Below are 19,337 nucleotides of genomic sequence, written 5' to 3'. Positions count from 1 at the left end.
GGTTCGGTTATGACCGGCGAAGAAAAGCTTCGCGACTACCTGAAGCGGGCGACGGTCGAGCTCGCGGGCGCGCGTCGCCGGCTGGCCGAGTACGAGGCCCGCGAGAGCGAGCCGATCGCCGTGATCGGCATGTCCTGCCGGTTCCCCGGTGCTCCGGACGTCGGATCGTATTGGCACCTGCTTCGCGAAGGCCGGGCCGCCGAGGTCGGCGACGTGCCGGACGGCCGGTTCGACCACGTGCCCGGCAGCACCGGCCGCCGCGGTGCCTTCCTGTCCGAAGTGGACGGCTGGGACGCCGGCTTCTTCGGCTACGCCCCGCAGGAAGCGCTGCGGATGGACCCGCAGCAGCGCCTGCTGATGGAGCTGGCGTGGGAGGCGATGGACGACGCGGGCACCCCGGCGCCCCGGCTCGCCGGCAGCCGCACCGGCGTGCTCCTCGGGTTCTCCGACAGCTTCCAGTACGGCCAGGTGGAGGCCGAGCGCGAAGGCACCGGCGTGTATGCGGACCCGTACATGGGTCAGGGCAGCCTCGCCAGCGTCGTCGCCGGACGGCTGGCGTACCACTTCGACCTGCGCGGCCCGGCGTTCTCACTGGACACGGCGTGCTCGTCGACGCTGGTCGCGGTGCACCTCGCGGCCCGCGCGCTGCGGGCGGGCGAGTGCGACTACGCCCTGGCCGGTGGCGGGTTCCTGGCGCTGCACCCGTTCCTGTACGTCTACAGCAGCCGCAACGCGCTGTTGTCGCCGACCGACCGCTGCCACACGTTCGACACGAGCGCGGACGGCTACATGATGGGCGAGGGCGGCGGGATGGTCGTGCTGGCCCGGCTGTCGGACGCGGTGCGCGACGGTCACCGGATCCGCGCGGTGATCCGCGGCTCGGCGGTCAACCAGGACGGCCGCAGCAACGGCCTGACCGCGCCCAACCGCGGCGCCCAGGTCGAGGTGATCCGCCGGGCGCTGGCCGACGCGGGTGCTTCGCCCGCCGACGTCGACTTCCTGGAGGCACACGGTTCGGGGACGCCACTCGGTGACGAGATCGAGCTGGGTGCGCTGGGCGAGGTGTTCGGGGACCGTCCGGTTTCCCGGCCGCTGACGGTCGGGGCGGTGAAGACGAACATCGGCCACACCCACACGGCGGCGGGCATCGCCGGGCTGATCAAGACGGTGCTGGTGCTGGAGAACGGCGAAGTGCCGCCGAACCTGCACATGCACGATCCGGCGGAGCAGGTGCTGGCGAACGCGGCCGTGCGCCCTTCGGCCGGCTTGGCGCCGCTGCCGGACCACGGCCGACCGGCGGTGGCGGGGGTCAGTTCGTTCGGCTGGTCGGGCACGAACGCCCACTTGGTCCTGGAGGCCGCACCCCCGGTCGTGAGCGGAAAAGAGCGTTCTAACCCGCCTTTCCACTCACGACCACCCGGCGCCGAACTGATCCCGGTTTCGGCAGCGTCGGAAGGCGCGCTGCGCGCGCAGCTCGCCCGGCTCGCCCGGACCGCGGGTGATGCCCCTCCAGTCACGAATGATGCCCCGCTGATCACGAGTGATGCCCCGGCACGCACGGCCGTGACCCTGGCCGACCTCGCCCACACCCTCCGCGAGGGCCGCGCGCACCTCGACCACCGCCGGGCCGTCGTCGCCACCAGCCTCGAAGACGCCGCGCGGCAGCTGACCGCCGCCGCGCAGGGCCCCGGCGTCCACCGCAAGCCCGGCGCCCCGAAGGTCGCCTTCCTGCTCCCCGGCGTCGGCGACCAGTACCGCGGCCTGGCCACGCAGCTCTACCGGGACGAGCCCGTCTTCGCCGCCGCCGTCGACGAGTGCTGCACCATCGCCGCCGACCGCTGCGGGGTCGACCTCAAAGCCGCCATCTTCGCGGAACCGATCGCCGCTTCCGCGCCGTCGTTCTTCGGAACCGGCCCGGAGGACGAGCTCCTCGACCGCGCCGAGGTCGCCCACCCGCTCCTCTTCACCGTCGAGTACGCCCTCGCCCGGCTGCTCGCCGACCGGGGCGTCCGGCCCGACCTGCTCGTCGGGTACAGCCTCGGCGAGTACGTCGCCGCCTGCCTCGCCGGGGTCTTCACCCTCGCCGACGCCCTGTACGTCGTCACCGGGCGGGCCCGGCTGATCGGGCGCGCCCCGGCCGGGCGGATGCTCGCCGTCGCCGCATCCGCGGACCAGGTCGCCGAAGCCGTCCGCGAAACGAAGGTCGACGTCGCCGCGCTCAACGGCCCGCAGATGACCGTCCTCAGTGGAGCACCCGAAGACGTCGAAAGCGCGGCGGAGCAGCTGAAAGCCGCCGGACTCGCCGCGCGGGCACTGCGCTCGGCCCACCCGTTCCACTCCTCCCTGCTGGCACCCGCCCGCGCCGAGCTGGCCGAGCTGGTCGCGTCGGTGCCCCGGCAGGCGCCGCGGATCCCGATCGTGTCCAACGCGACCGGCACCGTCCTCACCGACGCCGAGGCGATCGACCCGCGGTACTGGGCCGGCCACCTGTGCCACCCGGTCCGGTTCGCCGACGGCGTCCGGTACTGCGCCGGCCAGGACGTCGACGCCTACGTCGAGCTCGGCCCGGGCCAGACCCTCGGCGGCCTGGTCCGCCAGAACCTCACCGAAGCCCGGCCCGCCGTGTTCGGCACCCTCCCCGCGCCCTGGCCCGTCGAGCACCGCCCGGCCGAAGGCACCGCGCTGCTGGAGACGCTCGCCCGCCTGTGGGAGCTCGGCGTGGACACGGACTTCGCCGCGGTGCGCAGTGGCGGCCGCACCGTGAGCCTGCCCGGCTACCCCTTCCAGCGCGCGAAGTTCTGGCCACCGGCGACCCGCACGCGAACCGAACCCGCGGAGGAGGAAGGCCGGCTCTACGCCCCGGTCTGGCGCCTCGACCCCACCCGGCCCACCGCCACCCCGCACGGCTCGCTGATCACCACCAACGACGAACTCGCCGCGCTGGCGACGCGGGCGGGGATGACCGTCGGCACCGACCCGGCCACGCTCCCCCAGCCCCTGCACGTCGTCCACGAGGGCGGGTTCGACGACCTCCTGCGGACCGTCCAGGCCCTCGACGGCCACGACGTCCGGCTGCTCACCGTCACCACCGGCGCGGCCGAGATCACCGGCGGCGACCTGACCGACCCGGACGCCGCCGGAGTGCACGGGCTCGGCCGCGGCGTCCGCGCCGAGTACCCGGGCCTGCGGTGGCGGGGCGTCGACGTCGAACCGGGCACCCCGGCCCGGCACCTCCTGGAGGAGCTGGCCCGGCCGTGGCCCGACGACGCCGCGAACGAGCCGGTGCTCGCCGGCCTTCGCGGCGGCCGGCGTCGCCTCCAGGAGTACACCGAGATCACCCTCGACGACGGCACCCCGGACTGGGGCGGCACGCACGTGATCACCGGCGGCACCCGCGGGCTCGGCATGATCGTGGCCAAGCACCTCGTCCGCCACGGCGCCCGCCGGCTCGCCCTGATCGGCCGCACCGGCGACGCGGACCGGACCGACCTCGCCGCGTTGGCGCCCGCCGAGGTGCTGGTGCTCAAGGCCGACGCAGGCGTCCCGGAGCAGCTCACCGAAGCGCTGGTCGAGGCGAAACTGCGGTTCGGCGAGCTCGACTCGATCGTGCACGCCGCCGGGCTGCCGGGCGGCGGGCTCGCGCAGCGCCGCACCGCCGAGGACATGCGCCGCACGCTCGACCCGAAGGTCCGGGCGGTCCGCCCGCTCCTGGCCGCCCGGCCCCGGCGGCTGGTCCTGTTCTCCTCGATCGTCACGGTCGTCGGCGGCATCGGCGAAGCCGACTACTGCGCGGCCAACAGCGTCCTCGACGCCCACGGCGCCGCACTGTCCACAGCGGACACCCAGGTCGTCACCGTCGCCTGGGGGCACTGGCAGCACGACTCCTGGGCCGACGAGGCCACCGGCGAAGCCCGGCTCGCCTACCGCCGCCGCTACGGCTTCGGCGCCGAAGCCGGCTGCGCGGTCCTCGACAAACTGGCCGGCAACGGCTTCCGCGGCACGGTCGTCGCGTTGCGCCAGGACCTGCCGTCGGCCCGCCGCGAGCTGGCCGAGCTCAACGACCTCGGCGGCCTCCTCGAAGCGGCGCCGACGCCGAAGTCGCGGTACCCGCGGCCGCCGTTGCGCACCGAGTACGCCGCCCCGCGCGGCGAGCTCGAGACCGACATCGCCGGGGTCTGGGGCGAGTTCCTGGGCATCGACGCCGTGGGCGTGCACGACCCCTTCTTCGACCTCGGCGGCAACTCGCTGGTCGGCATGGCCATGGTGGCGGCGCTGGAGAAGCGGCTCGGCCGCCCGATCGCGCCGGCTGTGCTTTTCGGCCACCCCACCGTGGCCGCGTTCGCCGCCGCACTGACCGACACCGACTCTTCCGCCCCGCGGGCGGCGACCACCGGATCCGCGCGGGGCCGTCGCCGCCGCCTGGCCGGCACCCGGAAATGAGGGACACCGTGACCGACACCAGCCTCTCCCCTGCGGACATCGCCGTGGTCGGCATGGCCGGCCGCTTCCCGGGCGCCGACGACGTCGGCGCCCTCTGGGAGACCGTCCGCGCCGGCCGCTCCGGCATCACCCGCTTCACCGACGACGAGCTCCTCGCCGCGGGGGTGCCCGCCGACCGGCTCGGCGACCCCGCCTACGTCAAGGCCGGCGCGGTCGTGCGCGGCGTCGAGGACTTCGACGCGGGCTTCTTCGGGATCAACCCGAAGGAAGCCCAGATCCTCGACCCGCAGCACCGGCTCTTCCTGGAGCACAGCCAGCACGCCCTGGAGGACGCGGCCTGCGACCCGGCGCGGTTCGACGGCGCGATCGGCGTGTTCGCGGGCTGCGCGTGGAGCACCTACCTGACCCACAACCTCACCCCGGCGAACGCGGCCGGCGAGATGGGCGAGATCGCGATCGCACTGGGCAACGACAAGGACACCCTGGCGACCCGGGTTTCGCACACCCTCGGCCTGTCCGGGCCCGCGTTCAGCATCCAGAGCGCGTGCTCGACGTCGCTGGTCGCGGTGTGCGTGGCGGCGAGCAGCCTGGCGAACTTCGAATGCGACGTCGCGCTGGCCGGTGGTGTGTCGATCGGCGTGCCGCACCGCGTCGGCTACCTCTACCAGCAGGGCGGCATCGCGCCGCCGGACGGCGAGTGCCGCGCGTTCGACGCCGCGGGCCTGGGCGCCCCGCTCGGCGGCGGCGTCGGCGTGGTCGCGTTGCGCCGGCTGGAGGACGCGCTCGCCGACGGCGACCGGGTGTATGCGGTGCTGCGCGGCTGGGCGGTCAACAACGACGCCGGCCGCAAGGTCGGCTTCACCGCACCCGGCGTCGAAGGCCAGGCCACGGTGATCGCCGAGGCGCTGGCCGCGGCCGGGCTGGAGCCCGAGGACATCGGGTACGTCGAGGCCCACGGCACCGGCACCGCGCTCGGCGACGCCGCCGAGATCGCCGCGCTGCAGCAGGTCTTCGCGGGCCGGTCGCTGCGGATCGGCTCGGTGAAGACGAACGTCGGGCACCTCGACCGCGCCGCCGGCGTGACGAACCTGATCAAGGCCGCCCTCGCGCTGCACCACGAGGAGATCCCGCCGACGCGCAACCTCGGCACCCCGAACCCGCAGCTCACCGCCGGTGACGCCGAGCTGACCGTGGTCACCGAACGCACGCCGTGGCCGCGCACGGACACCCCGCGCCGCGCCGGTGTCAGCGCGTTCGGCATCGGCGGCACGAACGCCCACGTCGTACTGGAGGAGGCGCCGCTGCCGGTGCCGACCGCTTCGGCCGGCCCCGAGCTGCTCGTGTGGTCGGCCCGCTCGGCCGCCGCCGCGGACGCCGCCACCGCCAACCTCGCCGCCCACCTGGCGCACTCCGGCGACGCGCTCGCCGACGTCGCCCACACGCTCCAAAGCGGACGCACGACGTTCGGGCACCGGCGGATGCTGGTCGCCGGTTCGGCGGACGAAGCGGCCCGGCTGCTGGCGTCGGGGGCGGTGTCGTCCTCGAGCGACGCGGGCACCGGCCGCCGCGTCGGGTTCCTCATCGCGGGCACCGGCGAGCAGTACCCCGGCCTGGCCGCGGAGCTGTACGAGACGGCGCCGGTGTTCCGGGCCGAGCTGGACCGCTGCCGCGCGTTGCTGGGGCCGTCCGTTCTGGACGAGATGCTCGGCTCGCGCTCGGGCTCGGGCGGCCTGGCCGCGCTGCTGGGCCGCGCGGACGGCGGCTCGCGGGCGGGCGACCGCACCGAGGTGCTGCACCCGGCGCTGTTCGCCGTCGAGTACGCACTGGCGCAGCTCGTGCGCTCGTGGGGCGTCTCACCGGGTGTCCTGGTCGGGTACAGCCTCGGCGAGTACGTGGCCGCGTGCCTGGCCGGGGTGCTCTCGCTCGAGCACGCGCTCGCGCTGGTGTCGCACCGGGCCGAGCTGATCGCCGCGCTGCCGGGCGGGGCGATGGCGGCCGTGCCGCTGCCCGTCGAGGAGGTGCGGGCCCGGATCGCGGGGACCGATCTCGACGTCGCGGCGCTGAACGGCCCGCAGCTGACCGTCGTGTCCGGCACCCCGGAGGCCGTCTCGGCCTTCCGCGAGTCGCTGGGTGACATCCCGTGCCGGCCGCTGGCGACCACGCACGCCTTCCACTCGCGGCAGCTCGCTTCGCTGCGCGACGAGCTGACCGCGTGGGTCTCCGCTCACGTCACGCTTTCCGCGCCCACGATTCCCTACGTCTCCAACGTGACGGGCGAGCTGGTCACCGAGGCGCCCGACCCCGGGTACTGGGCCGAGCACATGTGCGCGCCGGTCCGGTTCGACGACGCCCTGGCCACCTTGCTGGCCGACGAGGACACGGTCCTGCTGGAGCTCGGCCCGGGCCGCTCGCTGGGCGCGATGGTGCGCGGGCACCGGGCGTGCGCACCATCGCGCTGGGCGTCGGTGATCCCGACCCTGCCCGGCGCGGACGACCCGGCCTCGGCTTCGGCCGCCCTGGCCGAGGCGGCCGGCCGGCTGTGGCTGGCCGGGGTGGACCTCGACTGGCCGGGTGTCCGCGGCGGCCGCGGGGCCCGGCGGGTCGGGCTGCCGGGGTACCCGTTCCAGCGCTCGCGGTACTGGATCGACGCGCCGGGGACGGTCACGCCGGAGGTCCCGCGCCTGGCCGCCGAGCCGGACGAGCACGTGCGGCTGCTGACGCAGTCGTGGCGGCCGGCGCCGGCGCCGGCGGCCGGCACGACGGGCCGGGTCGCGATCCTGCCGGACACCGGCGGGGTGGCGGCGGCGCTGACCGTGCTGCTCGGCGAGGTGGTCGACGTGGCCGAGGCGGACACGGTGGTGGACCTGTCGGTGCTCGACCTGGACGACGACGTGGCGGCGGTGCACGCGGTCTCGCGCACCCTGGCCACGGCGGCCGGGGACGGATCGCGGGCGATCCGGGTGCTGGTGGCCACCCGCGCGGGGCAAGCGACCGGGAACGGCTCGGCTGCCGCCGATGGCGTCGAAGCAGGCGCGCCCCGGCCGGCGCAGGCGGCCGTTGCCGTGCTGCCGGTCGTCGCGAACCAGGAGTACCTCAACCTCGATGCCGGCACCGTCGACCTCGACGCCACCCACACCCCCGCCGAAGCCGCCGCCGTGCTGGCGGCCGAGCTGCGCTCGACCGGCACCCCGCTCGTCGCCTACCGCGGTGACCGGCGGCTCGTTCCCGGCTACCGTCCCGCCGAGCCTGCCGGATCGCCGTCGATCCGCGAGGGTGGCAGCTACCTCATCACCGGCGGTCTCGGCGGCGTCGGCCTCACCGTCGCCGAACACCTCGCCACCCGCGGCGCGCGCAAGCTCGTCCTGGCCGGGCGCCGCGGGGGCACCGATGCCGCCGTCGCCCGGCTGCGGGCGCTGGGCGCCGAGGTCCACACCCCCCGCGTCGACATCACCGACCCCGCCGCCGTCCGCGCGCTGTTCGCCGAGCACCGGTTCGACGGCGTCGTGCACGCCGCCGCCGACTCCGACCCCGCCGGGTTCCGGCCCCTGTCCGAACTGGACGAACCGGCCATCGCCCGGCACTTCGGCGCCAAGGTCGGCGGCGCCCGCGTGCTGGCCGCGGTCCTGGACGAGCTCCCCGAACGTCCCGAGTGGACCCTGCTCTTCTCGTCCACCTCGGCGCTGCTCGGCGGGGTCACCTTCGGCAGCTACGCCGCCGCCAACGCGGCCCTGCTGGCCGAGGCCCACGGCCGTCCCGGGTGGCTCGCCGCCGCGTGGGACACCTGGCCCGGCACCCTCGAACGCCTGGCTGGACCGCTCGGTGCGTCGATGGCCAAGCACGCGATGACCCGCGCCCAGGCGCTGGCCGCGTTCGACCGCCTCACCGGGCCGGCCGTGATCGTCGCCGCCGGCGGGCTCGACGAGCGGCTCCCCGGCGCGGTGCAGATCGCCACCCCCGCCGCCGACCGGTTCCCCCGGCCCGACCTGCCGCAGCCGTACGTCCCGCCGATGACCGCGACCGAACGCGGCCTGGCCGAGGTCTGGTCGTCGGTGCTCGGCGTCGAGCCGGTCGGTACCCGGGACAACTTCTTCGACCTCAACGGCAACTCGCTGCTCGCGCTGCAGATGCTCGCGCTGGTCAAGGAGCGCTTCGGGGTCGCCATCCCGACCGTCACGCTGTTCGAGCTGCCCACCGTGCAGGCCCTCGCCGCCACCCTCGACGACCAGGCACCGGCCGTGACGACCACCGCGCCGGTCGCCACCGCCACCGTCGCCGCCGACGACGACGAGCTCGACCGGCACATCGCCGTCGTCGGCATGGCCGGCCGGTTCCCCGGCGCGGGCACGATCGACGAGTTCTGGCGCAACCTCTGCGACGGCGTCGAGTCGATCACCTTCTTCAGCCCCGACGAGCTCATCGCCGCCGGCGTCGACCCGGCGCAGGTCCGCGACCCGGCCTACGTTCCGGCGCGGCCGGTGCTCGACGACGTCACCGGCTTCGACGCCGCGTTCTTCGGCCTCAGCCCCCGCATGGCCGCGCTGACCGACCCGCAGCAGCGGCTGTTCCTCGAGGTCTGCTGGGAAGCACTGGAGGGGGCCGGGTACGCGAAGCCCGGCGAACGCGGCCGGGTCGGCGTGTTCGGCGGCTGCAACCTCTCGACGTACCTGCTCGGCATCGCCGGGCAGTTCACCTCCGACGCCGACGCCAGCATCTACGAGCTGGTGATGGGCAACGACAAGGACGCGCTCACCACCACCGTGTCCTACCTGTTCGACCTGCGCGGCCCGAGCATGGCGGTGCAGACGTTCTGCTCGACGTCGCTGGTCGCGGTGCACACCGCGATGCGCAGCCTGCGGGCCGGTGACTGCGAGATGGCGCTGGCCGGCGGGGTCTCGGTGCGGGTGCCGGACCGGATCGGGCACCTGCACTCCCCCGGCGGCCAGGAGTCGCCGGACGGGCACGTGCGCACCTTCGACGCCCAGGCCCACGGCAGCATGTTCGGCGACGGCGCCACCGTCGTCGTCCTCAAGAAGCTCGGCGCGGCCCTGCGCGACGGCGACCACATCTGGTCGGTGATCCGCGGTTCGGCGATGAACAACGACGGCGCCCTCAAGGTCGGCTACACCGCGCCGAGCGTCGGCGGGCAGTCGCGGGTGATCGCCGACGCCATGGCCGACGCCCGCGTCGCGGCCGAGGACGTCGGGTACGTCGAGGCCCACGGCACCGCGACCGAGCTGGGCGACCCGATCGAGGTCGCCGCGCTCACCCGGGCGTTCGGCGACACGGCCGAGAAGCAGTACTGCGCGCTGGGCTCGGTGAAGCCGAACGTCGGGCACCTCGACCGCGCCGCGGGCACGGCCGGGCTGATCAAGGCGTCGCTGGTGGTCCGCGAGGGCCTGATCCCGCCGACGCTGCACTACACCGCGCCGAACCCGGAGATCGACTTCGAGCACAGCCCGTTCCGGGTGGCCGCCGAGCTCGCGCCGTGGAACACCGGCGACGGCCGCCCGCGGATCGCCGGGCTCAACTCGCTGGGCATGGGAGGCACCAACGTGCACGTCGTCGTCGAACAGCCGCCGGACCGGCCCGCGCTGCCCCCGGGTGACCCGGACACCGAACGCCGCTACCAGGTGCTGCCGGTCTCGGCCCGCACCGCGGACGCGGCCGACGCCGCGGCCCGGCGCCTCGGCGAGCACCTCGCCGGCACCCCGGACGCACGCCTGGCCGATGTCGCGTTCACGCTGCAGGAGGGCCGCAAGACGTTCGAACACCGGCGGGTCGCCGTGGCGTCCGATGTGGACGGTGCGGTCGCCGCGCTGACCGGTGCCCCCGCGACCCGCGTGGAGCCGGTGCAGGACCGGCCGGTGGCGTTCCTCTTCGCCGGCGTCGGCGAGCAGTACCCGGGCCTGGTGGGCGAGCTGTACCGGCGCGAGCCGGTGTTCCGCGCGCACCTCGACGAGTGCCTGGCGCACCTCGACGCCGACGGCGACCTCGTCACCGGCGAGCGCGGCGGCGGGCCGAGCCTGGCCGCCCTGCTGGGCCGCGGCGGCGACGAGGACCCGCGGGCCGCCCGGCTGCAGCGGACCGAACTCGCGCAGCCGCTGCTGTTCGCCGTCGACTACGCGCTGGCCCGGACGCTGATGGACTGGGGACTGCGGCCGGCCGCGATGCTCGGCTACAGCCTCGGCGAGTACGTCGCCGCCTGCCTGGCGGGGGTGCTTTCGCTGCCGGACGCCCTGGCGCTGGTCGCCAAGCGCGCGGAGCTGATCGCCGCCCTGCCCGGCGGGGCGATGGCCGCGGTGCCGCTGTCGGTCACCGAGCTCGAGACGCGGTTCGACCTGGCGGGCCTCGACATCGCCGCGGTGAACGGCCCGGAGCTGGTCGTGGTGGCCGGGGAGACCACGGCGGTCGAGCGGCTCGCGCAGGACCTGCGGGCCGCGGACGTCCCGTGCCGTCCGCTGCGCACCAGCCACGCGTTCCACTCGCGGATGCTGGCGCCGGCCGCGGCCGGGCTGACCGCGTGGATCGCCGCGAACGTCACGCTGAACGCCCCCGAGCTGCCCTACCTGTCCAACGTCACCGGCGCCCCGGCGACCGCGGACCTCGTCACCGACCCGGGGTACTGGGCGCGGCACATGTGCGAGACCGTCCGGTTCGCCGACGCGGCCACCGCGCTGCTGGCCGACGAGCACCTGGCCGTCGTCGAGATCGGCCCCGGGCCGTCGCTCGGCGCGCTGCTGCGGGGGCTCAGCCCGGCGAGCCGCTGGCCGATGATCACCGCCACCCTGCCCGCTGCCGACGACCCGCGGCCTGCCGACGAGGTGCTCACCGACGGCCTGGCCCGGCTGTGGCTGCTCGGCGCGGCCTTCGACTGGTCGGCCTACCACGGCCGCGGCACGGCGACGCCGGTCTACCGCGGCACCGCCCCGGGCCGGGTGCCGCTGCCGACCTACCCCTTCCAGCGGCAGCGCTACTGGATCGAGGCGAAGCCGGCCACCGGGACGGCCCGGGTCGAGACGCCCGCGGACGGGCCTCTGGAGGAGTTCGACCGGATCCCGCTGCTGCCCGAAGAGCAGTGGATCAGCCTGCCCACCTGGCGCCAGACCTCGGCCGCGCCCGTCGCGCCGCAGCCCGCGTCCTGGCTCGTGTTCGCCCGCCCCGGCCTGGCCGAGGACGTCCTCGACGGGATCCGCCGCACCGGCGACCCGGTGACCGTGGTCCGGCCGGGCGCGGGGTACCGGCCGGGCCCGGACGCCACCGTCCGCCCCGGCGACGTCGACGACCTGCTGCAGCTGCTGCGCGACCTCAAGCGCGGCGGCACCCGCCTCGACCGGGTCGTCCACCTGTGGAACCTGGACGACGACTCCCTGCTGCTCGGCCTGCACACGCTCGTCGCACTGGCCCGCGCGGCCGGCGAGCTGGGTCTGGGCGGCTGGACCCTGGACCTGGCCGCCACCGGCACCCAGCGCGTCCTGCACGACGGCGAGCTGCGGCCCGACGCGGCCACGCTCACCGGACCCAACCTGGTCATCCCGATGGAGTACCCGGGTGTCCAAACGAGACTGATCGACGTCGACGCGGCCGCCGGTGCCGCCGCGGTGGTCGCCGAGCTGCACCGCCCGGCCCCCGGCCGCACGGTCGCGCTGCGCGGGTCGCGGCGCTGGCTGCCCGGCTACGAAGTCCTGGCGCCGCAGCCGATCGACCAGGCGAAGGGCGTCCTGCGCGACCAGGGCGTCTACCTGATCACGGGTGGGCTCGGCGGGATCGGGCTGGCCATGGCCGAGCGGCTGGCCCGCGACAGCCACGCGAAGCTGGTGCTGTTCGGCCGCCGCGGCCTGCCGCCGCGCGAGCGCTGGGCCGGGATCGCCGACGGGACCGACGAGGTGCCCGGCACGATCCGCGACCGCGTCGCCCGGGTGCAGGAGATCGAGGCGCTCGGCGGTGAAGTCGTCGTCGTCGAAGGGGACGTCGCCGAGGAGGCCGACGTCCGGCGCGCGGTCGCCGTCGCGGTCGGGGAGTTCGGGGCGCTGCACGGCATCCTGCACACCGCGGGCGTGCCGGGCACCGGGCTGATGCAGTTCAAGCAGCCCGGTGACGCCGACCAGGTCCTCGCACCGAAGCTGCCGGGCTCCCGGGCGCTCAGCGCCGCCACCGACGGCCTGGACCTCGACTTCGTCGCGCTGTTCTCCTCGATCACGTCGGTCACCGGCGGTGGCCCGGGCCAGGTTGACTACTGCGCCGGCAACGCGTGGCTCGACGCCTACGCCGCCTCCCACGGCGGCCGCACGGTGTCGATCTCGTGGGGCGAGTGGACCTGGAACGCCTGGGACGACGGGCTTTCCGGGTACGAGGAGGACATCCAGACCTACTTCCGCGAGCACCGCGCCAAATTCGGCATCGACTTCGAGCAGGGCTGGCGCACGCTGCTGCGGGCACTGGCCTCGGGCGAACCCCACGTCGTGATCTCCACCCAGGACTTGGACGCGGTGACGGCGGTGGCGGCCCGGTTCAGCGTCGACGCGGTCACCTCGGCGGCGAACGGCGGCTCGACGGCCGACCGGCACCCGCGGCCGGAGCTGGTCACACCGTTCCAGGAGCCCGAGGGCGACGCCGAGCGCGCGGTGGCCGAAGCGTGGTGCGAGGCGCTGCGCCTGGACCGGGTCGGCGCGGCCGACAACTTCTTCGAGCTCGGCGGCACGTCCCTGCTCGGCATCTCGCTGCTGGCGACGCTGCGAAACAGCTTCCCGGACGCGGAACTGCCGCCGCACATCATCCACGAGGCCCCGACCGTCGCCGCGCTCGCGAAGATCGCCGCCGGTGACCCCGGGACCCCCGAGCCCGCACCCGACAGCGCCGCGCAGGGACAGCTGCGCCGCTCCGGCATCAAGGCTGCGGCCGCCCGACGGCGCCGGGCCTGAAATCACCCAGTCCGCACAGCAGAAAGGGAACAGTCATGGCAGTCACGGGAGTGGTGGGCGCCGGCGTCATGGGCATCGGCGTCGCCCAGGACTTCGCCGCCGCCGGCCACGAGGTCGTGCTGGTCGACAAGGACGAGCGGATCCTCGATGAGGCCCGCGCCGCGATCACGCGCAACTGCCGGCTCAGCCGGCTGATGGGCGGCCCCGCGCTCGACGCGGACGAGATCCTCGCCCGGATCACCACCGCGGTCGGCCTGGCCGCGCTGGACAAGACCGAGATCCTCGTCGAGAACGTCACCGAGGACTGGGACATCAAGGCCGCGGTGCACGCCGAGCTCGACGAGGTCTGCGGCCCGGACACGGTGATCATCGCCAACACCTCGGCCGTGCCGATCACCCGGATCGCCTCGGTCGGCAAGAACCCGGGCCGCGTCATCGGCGTCCACTTCATGAATCCGGTGCCGCAGAAGCCGGTCGTCGAGCTGATCCCCGGCTTCCACACCACGCCGGAAACCATCCTGCGCACCCGCGAGCTGCTCACCAGCATCGGCAAGCGCTGGGTCGACGTGAAGGACGCCTCGGGCTTCGTGTCCAACCGCGTGCTCATGCTGACCGTCAACGAGGCCGCCTACCTGGTGCACGAGGGTGTCGCCACCGCCGAGTCGGTCGACGAGGTGTTCCGCGGTTGCTTCGGCCACCCGATGGGCCCGCTGGAGACCGCCGACCTGATCGGCGTCGACACGATCCTCTACAGCGTCGAGGTGCTCTACGAGCACTACGCCGACTCCAAGTACCGCCCCTGCCCGCTGCTCAAGCAGATGACCGACGCCGGCCTGCACGGCCGCAAGTCCGGCCGCGGCTTCTACACCTACAGCTGATCCCCTACCCAGAAGGAGAACCACCATGTCCGAGACCACCGGCGACATCCTCGCCTTCATCACCGGCCGCTTCCCGCAGGCCGAGATCACCGCCACCGAGGACATCTTCTCGCTCGGCTACATCAATTCCCTGTTCGCCATGGAGCTGGTGATGCACCTCGAGAAGACCTTCGCCGTCACCATCCCCAACGACGAGCTGCGGATCGACAACTTCCGCACCGCGGCGGCGATGACCGAGCTGGTCGGCCGCCTGCGCCCGGCCGCGACGGTGGGCTGAGCCGTGCCGGAGGTACTCACCGCGGTCCGCGCGCCCGGCCGCGAGGCCGCGCGGGCCTTCGTGGACGAGCACGTCGTCCCCTTCGCCGACGCGTGGGACAAGGCCGGGCGGATCCCCGAGGACCTGCTGGACAAGATCGCCGAGGCGGGGCTGTGGGCGCCGTTCCTGCCGCCCGGGCTCGGCGGCTCCGGCACCGACATGGTCACCCTCGGCGAGATCCACGAGGAGGTCGGCCGCGGCTGCTCGTCGGTCCGCAGCCTGCTGACCGTGCACACCATGCTCTCCTGGGCGTTGCTGCGCTTCGGCACCGAGGCGCAGCAGCACCGGTGGGGGCCGGAGCTGGCGAGCGGACGCGTCCTCGGCGCGTTCTGCCTGTCCGAGCCCGGCGCCGGCAGCGACACGGCCGCGATCACCACGACCGCGGTCCCCGACGGCGACGGCTGGCGGCTCGACGGCCTCAAGAAGTGGACCACCAACGGGCAGCGCGCGGACCTGTTCCTGGTCTTCGCGAAGGGCCCGGCCAGCACGATCGCGCTGCTCGTGCCGCGCGACACACCGGGCGTCACGGTCACCCCGATCGACGACATCCTCGGGACGCGCTCGTCGATGCTGGCGTCCATCGGTTTCGACGGCGTCCGGCTGGGTGCCGACGCGCTGCTCGGGCCGAGCGGGTTCGCCTCCGGCATGGTCCTCACCGGCACGCTCGACCTCGGCCGCTACAGCGTCGCGGCCGGGTCGGTGGGCATCATCCAGGCGTGCGCCGACGCGTGCGCGGACTACACGAGCAAGCGGACCGTCGGCGGTCAGCCGCTGAAGGACCTGCCGCTGATCCAGGCGAAGCTGTCGGACATGGTCACCGACGTCCGCGCGGCCCGGCTGCTGCTGGCCGAGGCCGGCCGGCTCAAGGACCGCGGCGACTCGGCGACGATCATGGCCACCTGGGTGGCGAAGTACTTCGCCTCGGTCGCGGCCGCCAGGCACGCGTCGGAGGCCGTGCAGGTGCACGGCGCCAACGGCTGCAGCGGGGACTACCCCGTGGCCCGGTTCTACCGGGACTCGAAGGTCATGGAGATCATCGAGGGCAGCACCGAGATCCAGCGGATGACCATCGCCGCCGAGGCCTACCGGAAGCAGGTACCGTGACCAGTCTCATCGAACCGGCCACCGTGGCGAAGCCGGTGCAGGGCAAGATCAAGTGCGTGGTGTGGGACCTCGACAACACCGTCTGGGACGGGGTCCTGCTGGAGGACGGCGACGTCCGGCTGCGGCCGTGGGTGGTCGAGCACGTCAAGCGGCTCGACGCGATGGGCGTGCTGCACTCGGTCGCCAGCAAGAACGACCACGACGCGGCGATGGCGAAGCTGCGCGAGTTCGGGCTGGACGAGTACTTCCTGTTCCCGCGCATTTCGTGGAACGCGAAGTCGGCGTCGATCGGCCAGATCGCGCAGAAGCTCAACCTCGGGCTGGACGCGTTCGCGTTCGTCGACGACCAGGAGTTCGAGCGGGCCGAGGTGGCGTTCGCGCTGCCCCAGGTGACTACAGTGGACATCCTCGAAGCCGACGAGGTGCTGCGGCGCCCGGAGTTCGCGCCGCGGTTCGTCACCGACGAGTCGGCGCAGCGGCGCGGGATGTACTTCAGCCAGCTCGCCCGTGACGACGTCGAGGCGGACTTCGCCGGCACCGGCGAGGACTTCCTGGCCAGCCTGGACCTGCGGTTCACCATCGCGCCGGCCAAGCGGGAGGACCTGCAGCGGGCGGAGGAGCTGACGGTCCGGACGAACCAGCTCAACTCGACCGGGCGGACGTACTCCTACGACGAGCTGGACGCCCTGCGCTCGTCGGACGACCACGTGCTGCTCGTCGCGTCGCTGACCGACAAGTTCGGCTCCTACGGCAAGATCGGCCTGGCGCTGCTGGAGAAGGGCACGCCGGACTGGCGGCTCAACATGATGCTGATGTCGTGCCGGGTGATGTCCCGCGGCGTCGGCACGGTGCTGCTCGGGCACGTGCTGGGCCTGGCCCGGGCGGCGGGCGCGGGCCTGCGCGCGGACTTCGTCGAGACCGGGCGCAACCGGATGATGCAGATCACCTACGCGTTCAGCGGGTTCCGCGAGGTCTCGCGCGAGGGCTCGCACGTGGTGCTGGCGGCGGACCTGTCCGAGATCCAGGAGCCGCCGGCGTACGTGACGCTCGAGGTGGAGTCGTGACGACGGCCGTCGCGAGCCGCTGGCTGCCGTTCCCCGCGACCGCGGGGAACGTGCGGCTGTACTGCCTGCCGCACGCGGGCGGCTCGGCGTCGGCGTTCCGCTCGTGGATCGGCCGGCTGCCCGGGGTGACGGTGTGCCCGGTCCAGCCGCCCGGCCGCGAGACGCGCCAACGGGACACGCCGCACACGTCGATGTCCGCGTACGTGGCCGATCTCGCGGACTTCGTGCTCTCGGCCGACGGGCCGTACGCGGTCTACGGCCACAGCCTGGGTGCGCTGGTCGGGTTCGAGCTGGTGCGGGAGATCGCCCGCCGCGGCGCCGAGCTGCCGGTGCACCTGGTGGTGTCGGGCTGCCCGGCCCCGCAGTGGCCGACCCCGGACGACCCGATCGTGGCGGGCATGGGTGACGCGGAGATCGTGGCGCTGCTGCGCACGCTGGGCGGAACGCCGGAGGTGTTCCTGAACGACCCCCGCGTGCTGCGGCTCATCCTGCCGCCGATCCGGGCGGACCTGACGGTGAAGAACACCTACGGCTACGTCGCCGGGCCCCCGCTGCCGCTCCCGGTGACGGCACTGGCGAGCACCGCCGACGTGCGCGCCAGCGTGGAGTCGGTGCTGGCGTGGCGGGAGCAGACGGTCCGGCCGTTCCGCGGGCACGTCCTGGAGGGCGGGCACTTCGCGGTGCTGGAGCAGGAAGACGTCACCTTGGCCCACTTGGCCGCCGCCCTGCGCCCCTGGTCCTGAGCGCCCCATCATCGGGGCACTCGGGACCAGGCCCCCGAACGTGGTGGGTCCGTCGCCAATACCCCTGGCGACGGGCCCATCACCCGTGCGCGGCGGCGTGTTCCACTCGAAAAGCCCTGCGGAACAGCGCGATTCGGCGCCGGTTTCACCTCCTAGATTCGGATCAGCCGGTCCGACTTCGTCCGGCGTGACCCGTCCAGGGAGGAAGAATTCCGATGCACACCCACAATGCGTCCTGAAAAGCCGCGACTCCAATGGCGGCTTTCGCCACCGAACGGACGAGGGTATTCAGAGCAACGTGACCACGTCGCGAAGGTCGGCCGACACGCTCCGCCTTGGCCAGCGGATCGGCTGGCTGCTGCGCGCCAACCGCATTCACGCGCCCGAACCGGAAATGCGGCGATTGCGACGTTTCGCGGAGAGGTGGGCCGACACCTTCCCCGGCGTACCCCCGTCGATCAGCACTTTGTCGCGATGGGAAAACAGCACCTCGCTCATCCCCCACGCCGCCGTCCGCGGCTATGAGACCATCCTCGGTCTCCGGGATGAAGCGCTGGTCGCGATCATCGACACGGTGGCCCGGTACCACCGCGGCACGACCGCCGCGGCACCACGTCTCGCCCGGCGCGAAATCGCCGACGACGCTGCGGCACAACGGCTCGACACCCTGATCGACCTGGCCGTGACGGGCGGGAACGTCAGCGGCCCCGAGTGGAACGAGCTGACCGCGCTGCTTTGCCGGACTCCGTACGCGATCCTCAGTCCGCAGCGCACCTGGGAGACGTTGTCGGAGCGGCTGCTGACCGAGATGGCGATTTCCGACGGCGTGAAGTGGATGCACCGCGCCGAAGCCTTTCAGCGGCTGATGGCGCATCCGGTCGGTGGTGCCGCGGCCATCGCGGCCGCGGCCTCCGCGTCCGCCGACCGCGGCGTCCAGAGCATGGTCGGCACGGTTTCGATCTTCGATTCGACCGCGGCCCCCGCGGCCGCCGGCCTCGTGGTCGGTCACCTGCGTTCCCCGCTGACCGACCGGACGTTCGCCGGCGCGCTGCTGGCCTGCTTCCGCAAAGTCGGCCGGGGCCATTTCCACAGCGGGCAGCTGGTCGTCGTCGCCGATCTCCTCATCGACCTGCTGGGTGAACCGGTCACGACGAGCACCGCGGCGTTGGCCGGGGCCATCCTGCGGCAGCTGCCGATGGGCTTGCGGCAGCGCGTCCCGGCCCGGATCTGGAACCTGGTCTCGGCCGAGCTGCCCGGACCGCCGGCGTGGTCGGTGGTCGACGAGATCGCGGCCTCGGTGGCGGCTGCCACCACCGAGGCATGGGATGACGCCGTCATGCGGCAGCTGATCCGTGAATCGGTCCTCGCCGACGTCTTCGACCAGCGCCTGTACGCCCAGTTCATGATCTACAGCACGCCTTACCGAGCCCCGGTGGCGCGCGAACTGGGCGCGGCTCTGCGCCGTCGGCGGCACGACCGGAACTGGGCCGTTCCGCTCGTGGAGGCGCTACGGGTCATCGGCGGTCCGGCCGAGCGTCGCGACATCGAGCAGCTCCTGGTGGACCGGACGCTCCCGGTCGCGATCCGGGACACCGCCGCGTCGGCACTGGGCCACGTCGGCGGGACGAGTCCCGACGCGTTCTGGGCCGACGCCCTGTCCGCCACTCGCCTGAACCACCACGCGACGACGGGAGAGCCGGAGGTCTCGGTCCTGGATCGCCTGGTCTACGCGATGGGCATGGCGGGTGCGGACAGCGCGTTGAACCAGGTCTCGGCCACACCGGACCTCCCGGTGCGGATTCGTGCCTCGGCGAGGTGGTGGCTTTCGCTTTCCCCGTGTTTCCGGGAGAGCGCGCGGACGTGACAGCCCCCTT

At 73.8% G+C, this 19,337-nt stretch carries 8 protein-coding genes; all 8 read left to right on the top strand.

Annotated features, from left to right (window positions below; translation table 11 throughout):
- Nucleotides 1-9: 9 nt before the first annotated feature.
- A complete protein-coding gene (locus ACWEGE_RS08035) occupies nt 10-4,440 on the top strand; it encodes a type I polyketide synthase (protein WP_449659705.1) in 4,431 nt (1,476 codons plus the stop codon).
- A gap of 8 nt (nt 4,441-4,448) precedes the next feature.
- Nucleotides 4,449-13,358, top strand: coding sequence for an SDR family NAD(P)-dependent oxidoreductase (locus tag ACWEGE_RS08030; RefSeq protein WP_449659704.1), 8,910 nt, complete (start codon nt 4,449-4,451; stop codon nt 13,356-13,358).
- A gap of 35 nt (nt 13,359-13,393) precedes the next feature.
- Entirely contained in the window at nt 13,394-14,236 is an 843-nt protein-coding gene (locus ACWEGE_RS08025) for a 3-hydroxyacyl-CoA dehydrogenase family protein (RefSeq protein WP_364267885.1), read from the top strand.
- A 25-nt stretch (nt 14,237-14,261) separates the two neighbouring features.
- Nucleotides 14,262-14,513, top strand: a complete 252-nt coding sequence (locus tag ACWEGE_RS08020; protein ID WP_449659703.1) for an acyl carrier protein — start codon at nt 14,262-14,264, stop codon at nt 14,511-14,513.
- Between the two features lie 3 nt (nt 14,514-14,516).
- The gene (locus tag ACWEGE_RS08015; RefSeq protein WP_449659702.1) at nt 14,517-15,656 is read left to right on the top strand and encodes an acyl-CoA dehydrogenase family protein; all 1,140 of its coding nucleotides are present in this window, start codon (nt 14,517-14,519) and stop codon (nt 15,654-15,656) included.
- On the top strand, nt 15,653-16,720 hold the full coding sequence (locus ACWEGE_RS08010) for an HAD-IIIC family phosphatase (RefSeq protein WP_449659701.1): 1,068 nt from the start codon (nt 15,653-15,655) through the stop codon (nt 16,718-16,720). Before ACWEGE_RS08015 ends, ACWEGE_RS08010 begins: the two co-directional genes overlap by 4 nt.
- Nucleotides 16,717-17,463, top strand: a complete 747-nt coding sequence (locus tag ACWEGE_RS08005; protein ID WP_449659700.1) for a thioesterase II family protein — start codon at nt 16,717-16,719, stop codon at nt 17,461-17,463. Before ACWEGE_RS08010 ends, ACWEGE_RS08005 begins: the two co-directional genes overlap by 4 nt.
- An 85-nt stretch (nt 17,464-17,548) precedes the next feature.
- A complete protein-coding gene (locus ACWEGE_RS08000; protein WP_449659699.1) occupies nt 17,549-19,327 on the top strand; it encodes a hypothetical protein in 1,779 nt (592 codons plus the stop codon).
- Nucleotides 19,328-19,337: the final 10 nt, after the last annotated feature.

It is taken from the genome of Amycolatopsis sp. NPDC004747, from assembly GCF_053601335.1.
The sequence above is the reverse complement of the archived record's forward strand: the minus strand, read 5'-3'. Positions and strand labels throughout refer to the sequence as shown.

Excerpts from the sequence above, each read along its gene's own strand:
- ACWEGE_RS08035 (WP_449659705.1), top strand. The coding sequence starts at position 10 with ATGACCGGCGAAGAAAAGCTTCGCGACTACCTGAAGCGGGCGACGGTC.
- ACWEGE_RS08025 (WP_364267885.1), top strand. The coding sequence starts at position 13,394 with ATGGCAGTCACGGGAGTGGTGGGCGCCGGCGTCATGGGCATCGGCGTC.
- ACWEGE_RS08020 (WP_449659703.1), top strand. The coding sequence starts at position 14,262 with ATGTCCGAGACCACCGGCGACATCCTCGCCTTCATCACCGGCCGCTTC.